Source organism: Shewanella fodinae, from assembly GCF_014651955.1.
GTDB lineage: Bacteria > Pseudomonadota > Gammaproteobacteria > Enterobacterales > Shewanellaceae > Shewanella > Shewanella fodinae.
Map to the genome: position 1 here is coordinate 121,401 of NZ_BMXW01000003.1, position 14,293 is coordinate 135,693.

Annotated in this window: 13 protein-coding genes; 7 read left to right on the forward strand and 6 right to left on the reverse strand. The window is 50.0% G+C overall.

Annotated features, from left to right (window positions below; all coding sequences use genetic code 11):
• Window positions 1-15 precede the first annotated feature (15 nt).
• Window positions 16-714, forward strand: coding sequence for an NAD(P)H-flavin reductase (fre, locus tag IE064_RS04455; protein WP_189616792.1), 699 nt, complete (start codon window positions 16-18; stop codon window positions 712-714).
• A 46-nt stretch (window positions 715-760) separates the two neighbouring features.
• On the opposite strand, the gene pncB is transcribed toward fre, so the two are convergent.
• Both pncB and IE064_RS04465 read right to left on the reverse strand, forming a co-directional pair.
• On the reverse strand, window positions 761-2,038 hold the full coding sequence (pncB, locus tag IE064_RS04460) for a nicotinate phosphoribosyltransferase (RefSeq protein ID WP_189616794.1): 1,278 nt from the start codon (window positions 2,036-2,038) through the stop codon (window positions 761-763).
• 2 nt (window positions 2,039-2,040) lie between these two features.
• Window positions 2,041-2,676 carry a nicotinamidase gene (locus IE064_RS04465; protein ID WP_133038483.1) on the reverse strand — a complete coding sequence of 212 codons (636 nt, stop codon included), beginning with the start codon at window positions 2,674-2,676 and terminating at the stop codon, window positions 2,041-2,043.
• A gap of 251 nt (window positions 2,677-2,927) precedes the next feature.
• Between IE064_RS04465 and IE064_RS04470 the strand changes: the two genes are divergently transcribed.
• Entirely contained in the window at window positions 2,928-5,081 is a 2,154-nt protein-coding gene (locus IE064_RS04470; RefSeq protein WP_189616796.1) for a methyl-accepting chemotaxis protein, read from the forward strand.
• Between the two features lie 58 nt (window positions 5,082-5,139).
• Here the strand turns inward: IE064_RS04470 and IE064_RS04475 are convergent, their stop codons facing one another.
• Window positions 5,140-5,940, reverse strand: coding sequence for a PhzF family phenazine biosynthesis protein (locus IE064_RS04475; protein WP_189616798.1), 801 nt, complete (start codon window positions 5,938-5,940; stop codon window positions 5,140-5,142).
• Window positions 5,941-6,192: 252 nt separating this feature from the next.
• Here IE064_RS04475 and IE064_RS04480 point away from each other — a divergent pair, with 252 nt between their 5' ends.
• Entirely contained in the window at window positions 6,193-7,692 is a 1,500-nt protein-coding gene (locus tag IE064_RS04480) for a GGDEF domain-containing protein (protein WP_189616800.1), read from the forward strand.
• 72 nt (window positions 7,693-7,764) lie between these two features.
• Window positions 7,765-8,286, forward strand: a complete 522-nt coding sequence (locus tag IE064_RS04485; protein ID WP_189616802.1) for a GNAT family N-acetyltransferase — start codon at window positions 7,765-7,767, stop codon at window positions 8,284-8,286.
• On the opposite strand, the gene IE064_RS04490 is transcribed toward IE064_RS04485, so the two are convergent.
• Window positions 8,283-8,990, reverse strand: coding sequence for an oxidative stress defense protein (locus tag IE064_RS04490; RefSeq protein ID WP_189616804.1), 708 nt, complete (start codon window positions 8,988-8,990; stop codon window positions 8,283-8,285). The two genes, IE064_RS04485 and IE064_RS04490, sit on opposite strands and share 4 nt — an antisense overlap.
• A gap of 205 nt (window positions 8,991-9,195) precedes the next feature.
• On the opposite strand from IE064_RS04490, the gene rimO reads away from it, so the two are divergent.
• The gene (gene rimO / locus IE064_RS04495; protein WP_189616806.1) at window positions 9,196-10,638 is read left to right on the forward strand and encodes a 30S ribosomal protein S12 methylthiotransferase RimO; all 1,443 of its coding nucleotides are present in this window, start codon (window positions 9,196-9,198) and stop codon (window positions 10,636-10,638) included.
• A 57-nt stretch (window positions 10,639-10,695) separates the two neighbouring features.
• Here the strand turns inward: rimO and IE064_RS04500 are convergent, their stop codons facing one another.
• Window positions 10,696-10,914 carry a ribosome alternative rescue factor ArfA gene (locus tag IE064_RS04500; protein ID WP_189616808.1) on the reverse strand — a complete coding sequence of 73 codons (219 nt, stop codon included), beginning with the start codon at window positions 10,912-10,914 and terminating at the stop codon, window positions 10,696-10,698.
• A 345-nt stretch (window positions 10,915-11,259) separates the two neighbouring features.
• On the opposite strand from IE064_RS04500, the gene IE064_RS04505 reads away from it, so the two are divergent.
• Window positions 11,260-11,880, forward strand: a complete 621-nt coding sequence (locus tag IE064_RS04505; RefSeq protein WP_189616809.1) for a hypothetical protein — start codon at window positions 11,260-11,262, stop codon at window positions 11,878-11,880.
• A 39-nt stretch (window positions 11,881-11,919) separates the two neighbouring features.
• Here IE064_RS04505 and pmbA read toward each other — a convergent pair whose 3' ends face one another.
• Window positions 11,920-13,263 carry a metalloprotease PmbA gene (gene pmbA / locus IE064_RS04510; protein ID WP_189616811.1) on the reverse strand — a complete coding sequence of 448 codons (1,344 nt, stop codon included), beginning with the start codon at window positions 13,261-13,263 and terminating at the stop codon, window positions 11,920-11,922.
• 157 nt (window positions 13,264-13,420) lie between these two features.
• Here pmbA and yjgA point away from each other — a divergent pair, with 157 nt between their 5' ends.
• The gene (yjgA, locus tag IE064_RS04515) at window positions 13,421-13,951 is read left to right on the forward strand and encodes a ribosome biogenesis factor YjgA (RefSeq protein WP_189616813.1); all 531 of its coding nucleotides are present in this window, start codon (window positions 13,421-13,423) and stop codon (window positions 13,949-13,951) included.
• The last annotated feature ends 342 nt before the right edge of the window (window positions 13,952-14,293 follow it).

Sequence of the window (14,293 nt, forward strand, 5' to 3'; positions counted from 1 at the left end):
GATAAAGGTAAACCGATGGACAGCATTCGCTGCAAAATTGAAAAAGTGACCCCCTTTAATGACGCCGTGTATCAAGTGCTGTTGCGGCCTGAAACCCCACTGGCATTCGCTGCAGGACAATATCTGAGTATTGTAATGGGCGAAAAAGATAAACGGCCCTTTTCTATCGCGTCGGCCCCAGGCAGCGAACTGCTGGAGCTGCATATTGGTGCCGCCGTCAGTGAGAGCTACCCGATGCAGGTAGTTGAGCGACTGAAAACCAACGAGACAATCGAGGTTGAAGCGCCTGCTGGCGAGGCATTTCTGCGCCATCAGAGCAACCGTCCTAGACTGCTCATTGCCGGTGGCACCGGTTTTTCCTATATCAAAAGTATTATCGAGCAGCAAATCGCGCTGGGGCAGCAACTGCAAACCAGTTTCTATTGGGGTTGCCGTACACCAGACGCCATGTATTACCAGAGTATCGCCCAGGAATGGCAGCAGCAGTATCCTTGGTTACACTTTGTGCCTGTTGTCGAGCAAGCCAGCACCGACTGGTCAGGTAAAACTAATCTGTTGCTGACACAGATCCGTCAGGACTTCGTCAGTCTGCACGGCTACGACATCTACATCGCTGGCCGTTTTCCGATGGTTGGTGCCGCCCGCGAAATGTTCCGTGAAATGGGCGTAGATGAAGAACACCTCTATGGCGATGCTTTCGCCTTTATCAAGTAACTGAATGAAGCTCCAAGTAAAAAGCCCGCTTCTGCGGGCTTTGGTATCAGCTACTTTTACCTTCGGTATACACAGGGTCGCGGTCGTCTATCAGCTTGTCCTGCTCAAAAAACTGTGCCAGAACTTTGGCCTGTGACGCTTCATCCACTTTGAAAACCTGCATCAGATAACGCAGGAAATTCTCGTCGTCACACATGGTTTTCCCGGGTGTGTCGGAGATTTTTGCTACCGGTTGACCATTGAGCTGGGTCAATTTCATCACGATATTGATGGGCTCGTTGACAAACATATCCCCCATCAGCCAAGTGCCGATACCAAAGGAGGTGTTAATACGCCCCCGGAAGTGACGGTAGATTTTCACCGCGCGGTCGAAGTCCAGTGCATCGGAAAAAACTAGCCGCTTGTACTGCGGATCCACATCTAGCGCTTCCAACCGCTGGATGATTTTCTCCCCCCAAACGATAGGATCACCGCTGTCATGGCGGAAACCGTCGTACAGTTTTGCAAGATAGCGATCGAGGTCGCGACAAAAGGCATCCACCCCGATGACATCGGTCAACGCCACCCCCAAATCGCCACGATATTCCTTAACCCAGTTTTCCAATGCCATTTTCTGACTGTCCACCAGCCGATAATTCATGGCCTGATGGCTCTGTAACCACTCATGTGCCATCGTTCCCTGGCAGCGCAGATTCAGCTCCAGCGCCAAATGTGGGTTAGAGGTACCGACAAAGTTGTTGGGCAACTGCTGCTGCAACTGGGAGAGGATCTGCTTTTGCGCCCGAAAACTAAAGCGACGGCGAGTACCAAAGTCAGTAAATAGAAAGTCGCTGAGATCCACCTCATCACCCAACCGCTCCAGCATCGCAATTTTCTTGCTGGTGGTGGCGGCGATCACCTCGCAGTCAACTTCCGGATAGCGAGTGCGATTACGGATCTCCGACACTAGCGCCAATACCGGGATCTCCATGGGCGATACATGCATCAGCGGCCCATGCGCTTCAATCACCAGTTGACCGTCGATGGCATTGACCTTGAGGAACTTCGGATTAAAACGGTACAACCGCAAAAATTCCAGATAATCGGCTTTCAAAAACGGATACTTGCCAAGATGCGCTAACTGTTCTTCTGAGGCACTGCATTCGGCCAATTGCTCAAATGCTTGCTGCAGTGGTTTTACGTAGGCACTCAAGTCCTCATTGCTGCGACAGCGAAACGTCCAGCGGGACTGAGTGGCGGGTTGTTGATGCAAATAGGCCTGCTGCATCGTGAGCTTATAAAAGTCGGTATCCAGCAAGCTCTGAATCGCCGGTTCTCCAAACATAATCAATGGCTCCCTTGCAATTTGGCCGCCAACACCTGACTGTCTTTTACCAGCGTGATGCCTGCCTGACGCATTTCTTCACATGCGGTGGAGGCTCCGGTTTCACTGATAGCTCGGCATGCTGCTAGGTTCAAATACACATTAAACCCGGCGGCAGCTAATTGTAATGCGGTGGTTTTGACACAGAAGTCCAGCGCCAAACCGCCCACCAATACGGTATCTACTTGGTGGCACTTTAGCCATTCAATCACTCCGGTTGAGATACGGCCAGCCAAGTCGTGGTAACACGCACCATAAGGATGCATCGCCGTTTCGACACCTTTATATACCAGAAAATCATACTCCGCAGGTGCGGGTAATCCCGGGATCAATTCAAATCCTTCTGTACCCGGCTCTGCATGCCTGACCCAAGTCAGATCAGCATCTGGATAATCTAGCGGTTGCAGCATCTCAGCATGACTGGCAACCACCCATTTGGCCGTTGGGCAATGGGCGTCTTTGGACGCTATCCGTAACTGCGCCAATTGCGCCTGAGCATTTAACTCCGCAGCAATTTCATCGCCGCCCACGACAGGTAACTCATGGGGGCACAAAGGCGTAAAGGTACGTTGGGCATCGACATCAAACGCGGCAATCATAGACAAATTCCGTTCAAAATCCGATGACTGCACTATATCAAAAGTGTGAGCCTGCTCTAAGCACTAATGCAGCATCAAATAAAGAAATCCTCAATGACTGCGACAAAATGCCACAGCGACTGCCTCAAATTAAATTCCAAAGTTATGAAGTTAACCTGATAAAAAATCTGGCAAATCTGGAAAGGTGAACCACACTTTAAGGAGTCGCATCCAACGCGACATACCCACATAACTCCCAAAGGTACAACTAGATGAAAATTGCTTCCATTCAGGGAAAAATTGCAACTGTGGCAGGGATATGCCTTTTGGGTTCAGCTATCGTGCTTATCGGCTACGCAATCTTCTCGGCCAAGAATACCGAATCTCTGGTATCAGGTCGCGTTGGTACACTGGTACAGAAACAAGCCAGTGACAGTCTCCAAACACTGGCTGAAGAACGTGCTGGTAGTATTGCCACCGAATTCGAACACGCACTGGATATCTCTGGCACGCTTGCCAGTAGCTTTGAGTTGGTCCATGCAAACGCTGGTGCGGTGCAGCTCAGTCGTAAAAGTATCAATGAAATTCTGTATAACGTGCTGACTAAAAATAAAAATCTTAATGGTACCTACAGTTGCTGGGAGCCTAATGGTCTGGACGGTAACGATCAGGCATTTATTGGTGGCGGTGACGGTAATAATCCTCAGACGGGCCGCTTCACGCCTTACTGGACCCGCAACGCCCAGGGCAATATTGCGGTACAACCGTTAGTGGAATATGACACCGACAGTCGTCATCCCAATGGCGTGCTCAAAGGCGGCTGGTACAGTAAACCACGAGAATCGTTGCAGCCCAACGTGCTAGATCCAATCCCTTATATCGTCCAAGGCAAACAAGTATGGTTGGCCACCATTTCATCGCCGATTGTTGCCAATGGTAAGTTTTACGGCGTTGTCGGCGTCGACTACGATCTGACCTTTGTGCAGACATTAACAAATAAATTACAGCAAGAACTCTACAGTGGCGCTGCTGAAGTCTCTATTATCAGTTACCAAGGATTGCTCGTCGCCAGCAGTAGTCATGCTGAAGATATTGGCCAGCCTCTGACCAAAATTCTGGCGGCAGATAAAGCCGATGCGCTGATCAAGCAAGTGCAACAAGGCCAGTCTCGTGTCTGGGATGATGCCGATAACATGAGTGTGATAGCCCCCATCGTCATGGGAAATACCGGTCGCCCATGGGCGATATTGTTCACAGTTCCCAAGGTCAAAGTGCTGGCTGAAGCAATGGCGTTGACTGATGAACTCAGCCACAACAGCACTAACAGCCGCAACTGGCAATTTGTTGTGGGCATTGTGGTTACCTTGCTGGCATTGGCAGCGTTATGGGTAGCGGCAGGTAATATTGCCCGTCCCATCCGCCGGGCTGCGGAACTCGCGCTGACCATTAAAGACGGCGATTTTTCACAGCAGATGGAACACACCTCTGACGATGAAGTGGGTCGGCTTGCTAAGGCACTGAACCAGATGTGCAGCAGCTTACGGCAACGTGCCGTACTCGCTAAAAAAATCAGTGAAGGCGATCTTACCGTGGATGTTGCACTGGCATCGGATCGCGATCAACTGGGATTAGCATTGCAAGAGATGGTGGGGCATCTTAGCCAGCTAGTCAGTCAAATCCAACGCAGTGCCGATAGCATCGGTGCCAGCTCCAGCCAGGTATCGCATCTTAGTGAAGTCCTCTCTGATGGCGCTATGCAGTCAGCATCATCCATAACACAGATGGGCGCGGCGATGGTGGAGATATCCAGTCAGACCAACGCTAACGCCGACAATGCCAGCAAGGCCAACCGGTTCTCACGGGAATCAACCTCCTCGGCAGAAAAAGGCAGTGAACACATGGGTGAAATGGTGGCGGCGATGGAAGCGATACATGCTTCCGGCGAGCGCATCCACCAGATTATCAACGCCATTGACGAAATTACTTCACAGACCAACTTGCTAGCGTTAAACGCCGCTATTGAGGCGGCTCGGGCAGGAGATGCCGGCAGAGGCTTTGCCGTCGTTGCCGATGAAGTAAGGCAACTGGCACAGCGCAGTGCGGACGCCGCTAGCGATGCCGCAAAACTGATCGATGAAAGTTCGGCCAATACTCAGTCGGGTATTGAAATATCCCGACGGACAGCAGAAGCCCTAGAGCAAATTCGCCGAAGTACCGGTGAAGTATCTGAACTGGTGGCCAGCATTGCCATTGCATCAGAGGAACAAGTACAGGGTATTAATGAAACCACCACTGGACTTAATCAGGTTGATGGCGTCACTCAACGTAACAGTGAAAATGCCCGCGACTGTAAAAATGCCGCCGCAGAACTGTTAGAGGAAGCCACCCAGTTAAAGCAACTGCTGCAACGTTTTAGAGTAAACTAATCAGCTAGTAACAAGTGACAACCCGCCAAATGGTGGGTTGTCACCACTCTCAAACGGTTCACACTTGTAGTGTCCCTCGAAGCACAGTGACGGCTTCACCACGGAGCCACACCCGACCATCTGCCTGAAGTTGCATTTGTACCGTTCCCCCACGAGCAGAAGCCTGATACCCAGTCAACGTCTGTCGCCCCAATTTTTTGCCCCAATAGACCGCCAATGCACAATGCGCTGAGCCAGTGACTGGATCTTCGTCCACACCAACCCAAGGGGCAAAGTAACGGCTCACGACATCTTCCGGCCGCGTTACCGCCAGTGCAGTGACCACGACGCCACGGCCAGGTAAGCTTCGTAGCGCAGAAAAATCTGGCGCAAGGTCGAGCAGTATTGCCTCTTTCGCCACTTCCAGTAGTAATTTAGTACCAAAGGCGACAGTGGCGACAACATCATCTCGGCACAATGATAATGCCTGCAGCAATGCATCAGATACCTGAGCTTGATAATCCAAACAAGCCTGAGGAAAATCCATAGTCAGCAGCGAACCGTCACAAGAAACAATCAACGGTCCAGAAAGTGTATGGAAAACCACGCTGCTACCATCGTCCAACAGCCCTTGTTGTCGCAAAACATGTGCAGTTGCTAAGGTCCCGTGGCCACACAATGCCACTTCAGTATCCGGCGTAAACCAACGCAAACGCCAGTCACTGAGGCTGAGGAATGCCGTTTCAGACACGGCCATTTCGGCAGCGATCGCCTGCATCAACGACACATCCAGCGGTTCATCGGTAATACACACCCCAGCAGGATTACCTTTAAAAACCTTTCCGGTAAAAGCATCTACCTGATATATCGCTAATTCCATACAATCCTTCCCCTTGAATGCGCTGAACCGATTGTCAAAAGCCACCGCTGTCAGCCAAAGCATTATGTCTTGATTGTCGCATTGACAGAACCTGCTGAAAATCGTTTTGCTACCATGGCAAACAACAATTTCATGAGGGATTTAAGTTAAAAACTTGTTATCAGTAGCAAAAATATAACCTGCATGTAAACTATTACTACTGACAGTCGGTTACTTATTACGTCTCAGCTTTGAGGCAACCAGAGCATTCATTTGCAGCATCCACAAACAAAAGCGGACTACGAACCGCCGCAAGGAAAACTGAAAATATACTCAACACTGGTTCGCTGGCCCGTGCTGAGTGATTTGCTGTTGATCATCATATGGATGCTGTTGTGGAAAATTTCCTCGCTTATGGAATATGCACCACACGCCAGCATTTGGTTCCCTCCGGCAGGACTGACTTTTTCCGCCATTTTATTGCTCGGACTACGCGCCATTCCCCCCATTGCGTGTTGCTGTATGGCTGCCACGTTCTGGGAGAATATTGATTACGGCACCCAACTACCGCTGCACCAGTTGCTAGAAACCGGCGCATTGTTCGCGCTCGCTCATATCTCTGCCTACGCTACCGGCGCTTGTCTGTTGAAATTACTGATCAGCCGCCGGGACGATCATCAGCTTCCCTCATTACTCTTGGCGTTCACGATTATCGGTCCGTTATCAGCACTATTGGCGAGCTATTTCACCCAAACAGCACTGGTGATCAGTGGTGTGATAGCCGATTCAGCAGCGGGTCATCAGTTATGGTTGCCGTTATGGGTGGGAGATTTACTGGGGATCCTCGTATTGACCCCATTGCTGATTGGTCTGTTACGCAGGATTTATCCGCGTTATGGCGTATGGGTCAGTGAACTAGGACTACGACAGGTAGCGGGTTCCGGCTGGGAATTTTTACTGAAACTTGCCACAGCAGCAGTGCTGATGGTGAGTGTGATGTCGCTGACGGCCAGTTTGCAGATGAAAGAACTGGCCTTTGCCATCTTCTTTTTGTGTATTCCGCAAATGTGGATCGTCTACACGGAAACGCCATTACGCAGTGGCATTAGCATCGCACTGATGAGCTTTTTCACGGCCGTATTGGTCAAGTATCTGGCGTTAGGCGAAGATGCGTTGATTTTTCAGTTTTCAATAAGTGTGCTTGCCGCCAGCACCTATTTCGGACTATTGATCCCAGTGCTGGCATCAAGTAATAGTCGCTTACGAGAGATGACCCGTAAAGACTCACTGACCAATGCCTATTCACGACAACATTTTTTTCAACAAGCGGAGCAGGAGATCCTGCGTGCCCGCTATTATCGACAACCGATTTCAGTCATCGTGTTCGATATCGACTCCTTCAAACAGATCAATGACAGATTTGGTCATACGATCGGTGACTTAGCCTTAATTTCACTGGCTAATTTGGTCAATACACAGCTACGGCAAGCCGATATGCTGGGGCGTTTCGGTGGCGATGAATTTATGTTGTTGTTACCGGGCAGCGATCAGACAGATGCCACAGCTACTGCGGAAAGGTTACGACAGGCGTTGCCACAAATGTGCATCGCCGGGATTAGTCGTCCAATTACCGGTAGTTTTGGCGTTACCGAAATAACCCCCACAGACACCATCAGTTCTGCCTTCGAAAAAGCGGATGCGTTACTGCTGGAGGCCAAACGGCGTGGGCGTAATTTAGTACTGAGTTCCTTTGTAGAAACATCTGTCAATTAGCGCTGTACTACTCCGAGCATTTTAGCCTGTGGCATAATGTCACGTACCGGGTTCGGTCCTATGGAGATCAGGATGCAAATCGTTCGCTGCCGCTATGAAGTTCATGGCGATGCTGTTCAGCAAATCTTTAATTTTGCTATTGCCAATACCACAGCACTTTATGAATATCTGCCGCGGGATAAGCAACGCATTGCGCAGTGGTTTGCGGCTAAAGAGCAAGGGAATTGGCCAATCATTGCGGCGGTGGATGAGCAGCAGCAACTGTTGGGATTTGCCAGCTATGGGCCGTTTCGCGGTTTTCCCGCCAACAAATATTCAGTGGAACACTCGGTCTACGTAGACCCGAAGCACTATGGCAAAGGCATTGCTACCCGGTTGATGCAGCACTTGCTTGAATTAGCACAAGCACAACAATTTCATGCCATGGTGGGTGCGATTGATGCAGATAACGCCGCCAGTATTGCGCTACATGAGAAGCTAGGTTTTCGCCACAGTGGCACACTGCCACAGGTGGCGTTTAAATTTGGACGTTGGCTGGATCTGGCTTTTTACCAATTGCTGTTGCCAACGCCCTCCGTTCCAACTGACGACTAGTCCTTCAGCTTATAGCTGACTTCAACACGATCACTGAAAGTCACTTTGCCATACTGGTAGCTCTGATTTTCAGCACTGTCCATCATCGCTTTGCGGCTGACACTGAGCATGGGCACTGGCGTCTGATCGAAATAGCGAATAGACCAGACGCCATCGAGCTTAGCGCCAAATCCGGTGGCCAGCTCTTGCGCTTTTTGCTGAGCATCTTTAATCGCTGCATCCCTTGCCTGTTTACGTAAGGCCGCTTCGTGGCTTGACTTTAAGCTGATCTGTCGCACGCTATTGATGCCTTCCTGTAACGCTTTATCCAGTACCGGATTTAACTGTTCAAGTGCCAGTTCCAACGTCACAGTACGGCTGGCTTGATAACCTGATAACTGGGGTTCACCGCCTCGTTCTGGATACACATACTGGGGCTGCAGATTCAAATTGGCGCTGTTAATGTGATCCTTACTGACGCCCGCTTGCTGCAGACGCTCAATAAAAGCTGTCACAGCTTTATCTGCCTGCTTCTTAGCATCTGCCGCTTTATCTGCCTTTATCACCACCTCCACCGTCACTTGAGCCTGGTCGGGATCGGTTTCAATCTGGCTGACACCAACGGTTTCCAACAATGGCCGTTCCTGTGCCCCCACATCATCTGCCAGACTTAGCATAGGTAACACCAATGCCAACATCATTCCGGGTAACATGGCTTTATTCATCTGAGCGTTCCTTTTACAATTTGATTGGCTCTAAGCTAAGCATCACAGCGCCTGTTGGCAAGCGTAATCCGCGTATCATTCAGCTGCGCTTCAGGGTATTTTTTAACCACCAGTTCTGTACCTTTTAGCTAGCTGAGGTATAATCGCCGCCACTTTTTGTCCGGCCAAGCCGGTAATCGATTAACTGTATTGCGGAACGCGGATCTTGAAAAACCCTGTAGAAACTTTTGACCCCAAGCAGACCACCACTTTGGATACTCCAGCCAGAACCATTGCGCAAACCGCTGCCGAATCTGACGCAGGCACAGGAGGTAACCGCATTGGTTTTGTCAGCTTGGGCTGCCCCAAAAACCTGGTAGACTCGGAACGCATTCTGACCCAGCTACGCATTGATGGTTATGAGGTTACCAACACCTATGACGATGCCGATCTGGTGATTGTGAACACCTGTGGCTTTATTGATGCTGCGGTAGAAGAGTCGCTGGATGCCATCCGCGAAGCACTGGAAGAAAACGGTAAGGTGCTGGTGACCGGTTGCCTCGGTGCCAAGGAAAACCAGATCCGTGAAGTGCACCCGGATGTACTAGAGATCACCGGGCCTCACAGCTATGAAGCCGTACTGAGTCATGTTCACAAATACGTTCCCAAGCCAGCACATAACCCATTTACCTCATTGATCCCGCAGACTGGGGTAAAACTGACCCCGAAGCATTATGCCTATCTGAAGATTTCAGAAGGCTGTGATAACCGCTGCACCTTCTGCATTATCCCATCACTACGCGGCGATCTTGACAGCCGCGAGATTGGCAGTGTGCTGGATGAAGCCAAACGTCTTGTAGAAAGTGGTGTGCAAGAGATTCTGGTGGTCAGTCAGGACACCTCCGCTTACGGCAAAGATAAAGCAGGCCGTACAGGTTTCTGGAACGGCATGCCGGTGAAGCAGAATATCACCGAGTTGGCTAAGCAGCTCGGTCACATGGGCGCGTGGATCCGTCTGCACTATGTGTATCCTTACCCATGGGTTGACGAACTTATCCCTTTGATGGCACAAGGTTTAATCCTGCCCTATCTGGATTTGCCACTGCAGCATGCCAGCCCGCGAATTCTTAAGTTAATGAAACGTCCAGGTCGGGTTGATCGGCAGTTGGATGCCATCCGCAAGTGGCGCGAAATCTGTCCAGATTTGGTGATCCGTTCTACCTTCATCGTAGGATTCCCAGGCGAAACTGAAGAAGATTTCCAGATGCTGCTGGATTTCCTCAAAGAAGCCCGACTGGACCGCGTTGGTTGCTTCAAATACTCAGAAGTGGAAGGCGCTGCTGCCAACGATTTGGGAGAAACGCTGATCAGTGAAGCGGTAAAAGAGGAACGCTACGCCCGCTTCATGGAACTGCAGGCAGACATCAGTGCCGAACGGTTAGCGCGGTTGGTAGGCTGTGAGTTAGACATTCTGATCGACGATGTGGATGAAGAAGGCGCCATTGGCCGCAGTTATGCTGATGCGCCAGAAATCGATGGCATGGTATTTATCAACGGTGAAACTGAGCTGGAACCGGGTAATGTAGTCAGAGCGTTAATCACTCATTCAGATGAACACGACCTGTGGGCTGAACTGGTGGATATGCCAGATGAGACTGAAGCGGAATAAGTGTTGGTTTTACCAAGGATGCGGGCCTGAGGCTATGCTGTTTATCGCTGATTGCAGCTAACACAACAGCCCATAAAAATCGGAAGGGGCATAGCCCTTGTAAGCTTGCCCCTTCTGGTTGCGTTGTTTGCGTTGGAATGCTCCCTTGCCTTTTTTGGCTTTCTCTGTGCGACTGCGAAACAGTTGACTGGTCACCAAAGCTTTAAGGGCATTGTCTTTGATTGCGCCTCGCCCCATTTCATGGGCCTGCGGCTCTGCCGGTACTTTATTACTCATATTGCCTCCAATAATGAACCATCTGTTGGACCGAAAGAAATGTCGGACGTTCAACAGTGTGCAGATTTTATCCTTTATGCCATAAAAAACCAGCGGTTTGCCGCAACGGAAAATTTCGGGTGATGTGGTGACACATGCGACCTTTTTACCCACCATTGTCCTTGTTGCGGTTAAAAATATTCGTTATTTGAGTACATTCCGGGCTGTATTTATACCGCCGCTTGTTTTAAATTGAACTGACAGCTTAAACGATCCATTAGAGATCGCAGGGTTTATTTGCAAAACTGCAAGATACAAACTCAATAAATACAATCTATTGAAGGTTCTCAATTGATGGCCGTTGGCATGAAAGGATTACTGCGCGCAAGCGTATTGCTGTTTTACCCCATCACCCTGTGCTGGTGTCTGCCTGTTTTTGCAGTGCCGGTCAGTATTCCACCACTAATGACTGCCGCCGAAATGCTGATGCAACTTAATCAGCGCTTAGTACATAGCAAAAATGCACCTGCGACACTCAATCACTGGTGTAACCAGCAACTTAACAACGCCGAAGATCTGCAGATCGTGGTAGATACCGACAGGCAACTGTCACCACCAGCCAATGTCTACCAGTTACTGAAGATTACCCCAGATACTCAACTCAGTTATCTTAAGCAGCGTTTCCTTTGCGGCGGTAAAGTTGTAGCGGTATTTGATCACTGGTTCAGAGCCGATATGCTGACGCCTACCATGCAGCAGGCGCTGGCAAAAAAAGCACATGCCTTAGGCAGCATCGCCCGTGATGCCGGTTTTTTTCGCCGCAGTCTCAGCAATCATCCACTGTTGCCAGATGAAGGCGCATTGCCAGTTTTTGTCATGGAACATCTGGCCGTAATTTACCGCAGTGACAATACCCCATTCAGCCTAGTGCAGGAACACTATACCCGGCAGTTGCTACCACGGGCACAACAGCTAGACCCATACTAAAAAGGTGCCAATTGGCACCTTTTTGTTTCTCACCGCAGCTTAGCTGCCAGCAATTTTCATGCTGTCGAGCAAGATAGCACCAGTACGGATTGAGGAGCGCATTTCACGATCATTGGCAACCGCCTGAATGTTACGGAACATATCCCGCAGGTTACCAGCGATGGTAATCTCCTCTACCGGGTAACAGATTTCACCATTTTCCACATAAAAACCGGCAGCCCCGCGGGAGTAATCCCCAGTGACCGTATTCACCCCTTGGCCCATCACTTCAGTCACCACCAGCCCTTTATCCATGCTGCTGATCAGCTCCTGGAAGCTTTTACCGCTGTCCGTTACCGTCCAGTTATAGATGCCCCCGGCGTGGCCGGTATTCTGCATCCCCAGTTTACGGGCAGAGTAGCTAGTCAGCAGATAACTTTGCAACACACCTTGCTCCACAATAAAGCGATCACGGGTTGCCACGCCTTCACTGTCATAGTTAGCACTGGCAAACCCACCAAGCAGCTTGGGCTGTTCATGGATAGCAAACCACGCAGGGAAAATCGGTTGCCCCAAAGCATCTAGCAGAAAACTGGATTTACGGTAAAGCGTTGAGCCGCTAATAGCGCTGACCAGATGCCCCAGCAACCCGGTAGCCACATCGGCAGCGAACAATACCGGCAGACTGCCAGTCGCCAGTTTGCGCCCACCTAGGCGACTAAGTGTTTTGTCTGCAGCGCTGATACCAACCTTATCTGCGGCCAGCATCGCATCAAACTGCCGTGCCACGGTGTAATCGTAATCACGCTGCATATCACCGTTATCATCGCTGCCAATCACCACACAACTGAGGCTGTAACGACTGCTGCAATACCCTTGCAAAAAGCCGTGACTGTTACCGTAAACTCGCACGCTGTTATGGGCATTAGCCGAGGCACCATCTGAATTAGTAATACGCTTGTCACGGCCCAAAGCGGCAGCTTCGGCAGCAATGGCCAATTGTGCCAGTTCTTCTGGGGTAGTATGTCGCGGGTGATACAGTTGCAAATCTGGAAATTCGGTCGCCATCAGCGACTTTTCTGCTAAGCCAGAAGCCGGATCTTCGCTGGTATAACGGGCAATACTGTCGGCAGCTCTCACCGCTTCGCGAATCGCATCGGCGGATAAATCCGAGGTGGAGGAATTGCCCTTGCAACCATCGCGATAGACGGTAATACCAAGAGCACCATCTTTATTAAATTCAACGGTTTCCACTTCCTGTAACCGCGAGGAAACACTCAAGCCCTGTTGTTTACTGATTGCCACCTCAGCAGCATTCACTCCGAGCCCCTGGGCAAACTCCAACGCCATGGCTACGGCATCTTGCAGGGCGGGCAGCTCACCATCAATAAAATTTGCAGACACAACGATACTCTTCTTTAAAGACGTGTGGCTTAGCATAACAAACACCACTGACATTAGCAGCGCAAACTGGGCAACCTACGGTAAAAATCCGTCACAAGACGTGCATCAGCGACAATGTTACAATTAGCTTCAGTAGCCATATAGATATGTGAGTACCATGAAAATCGTTGATGACTCCGAAAAAATGAAGCAGCCCTACGATGATGACGAGAATTACGTCAGTAAATCTGCCCTCAAGCGCGAAAGCACTGCGGCACAAGAGTTGGGGAAACAGCTACTGGGATTGAGCAAAGGGCAGTTGGAACGTATCCCGCTGGATGAAAATTTGCTGGACGCGCTGGCGTTAGCCAAACGCATTAAAGACAACACAGATTCTTATCGGCGCCAAATTCAGTACATTGGACGGCTGATGCGAGATGCCGATCTGGATGCGATTAAAGCCGCCCTAGATAAAGTGTTAAATCGCGCCAACCTAGTGACAGCCCAAGCCCAAATCACTGAAAAATTGCGAGACAAACTGCTGGCAGAAGGTGATGACGCTATCCAGCAATTGCTGGATGAACAACCGCATCTGGATAGACAAAAACTCAGGCAACTGGTGCGTCAGGCCAAGAAAGAGCTAGAAAAAGCGCCCGAATCAAAATCTGCGCGAGATCTGTTTCAGTATCTACGTCAAGAAATCGAATAGAAAAACGCCGGCAAGTAGCCTAACGCCACTCGCGCTTAAGCGAGTGGCGTTCTTATCTCTAGAGCGTGAAGGATATTTCGCCGCTTTTTTAAATACAGCTCTTGGGTAAGGCTGTCTTTTCCTTTTCTCTGGCAGAATTAGCCGCTTACCATTATCTCTAAGCGTTTTCAGTGCCTTAGGAATTGCTCCCGGGGCGCCAGTATCTGACCAAATAAACTCATCCTGTATCAGATAAAGCGCATTGACGAAACTAATACGTAACGGCTCCACTTGATGTTGTTTGGCCATTTCAGCCATTTCTAGGCGAATAATGTTGTATGACGTCAGTATTCCCCAAAGCTC

What these genes read in the sequence shown, in the direction of transcription:
- fre (WP_189616792.1), top strand. Translation starts at nt 16, where the DNA reads ATGGACAGCATTCGCTGCAAAATTGAAAAAGTGACCCCCTTTAATGAC.
- pncB (WP_189616794.1), bottom strand. Translation starts at nt 2,038, where the DNA reads ATGTTTGGAGAACCGGCGATTCAGAGCTTGCTGGATACCGACTTTTAT.
- IE064_RS04465 (WP_133038483.1), bottom strand. Translation starts at nt 2,676, where the DNA reads ATGATTGCCGCGTTTGATGTCGATGCCCAACGTACCTTTACGCCTTTG.
- IE064_RS04470 (WP_189616796.1), top strand. Translation starts at nt 2,928, where the DNA reads ATGAAAATTGCTTCCATTCAGGGAAAAATTGCAACTGTGGCAGGGATA.
- IE064_RS04475 (WP_189616798.1), bottom strand. Translation starts at nt 5,940, where the DNA reads ATGGAATTAGCGATATATCAGGTAGATGCTTTTACCGGAAAGGTTTTT.
- IE064_RS04485 (WP_189616802.1), top strand. Translation starts at nt 7,765, where the DNA reads ATGCAAATCGTTCGCTGCCGCTATGAAGTTCATGGCGATGCTGTTCAG.
- IE064_RS04490 (WP_189616804.1), bottom strand. Translation starts at nt 8,990, where the DNA reads ATGAATAAAGCCATGTTACCCGGAATGATGTTGGCATTGGTGTTACCT.
- IE064_RS04500 (WP_189616808.1), bottom strand. Translation starts at nt 10,914, where the DNA reads ATGAGTAATAAAGTACCGGCAGAGCCGCAGGCCCATGAAATGGGGCGA.
- IE064_RS04505 (WP_189616809.1), top strand. Translation starts at nt 11,260, where the DNA reads ATGAAAGGATTACTGCGCGCAAGCGTATTGCTGTTTTACCCCATCACC.
- yjgA (WP_189616813.1), top strand. Translation starts at nt 13,421, where the DNA reads ATGAAAATCGTTGATGACTCCGAAAAAATGAAGCAGCCCTACGATGAT.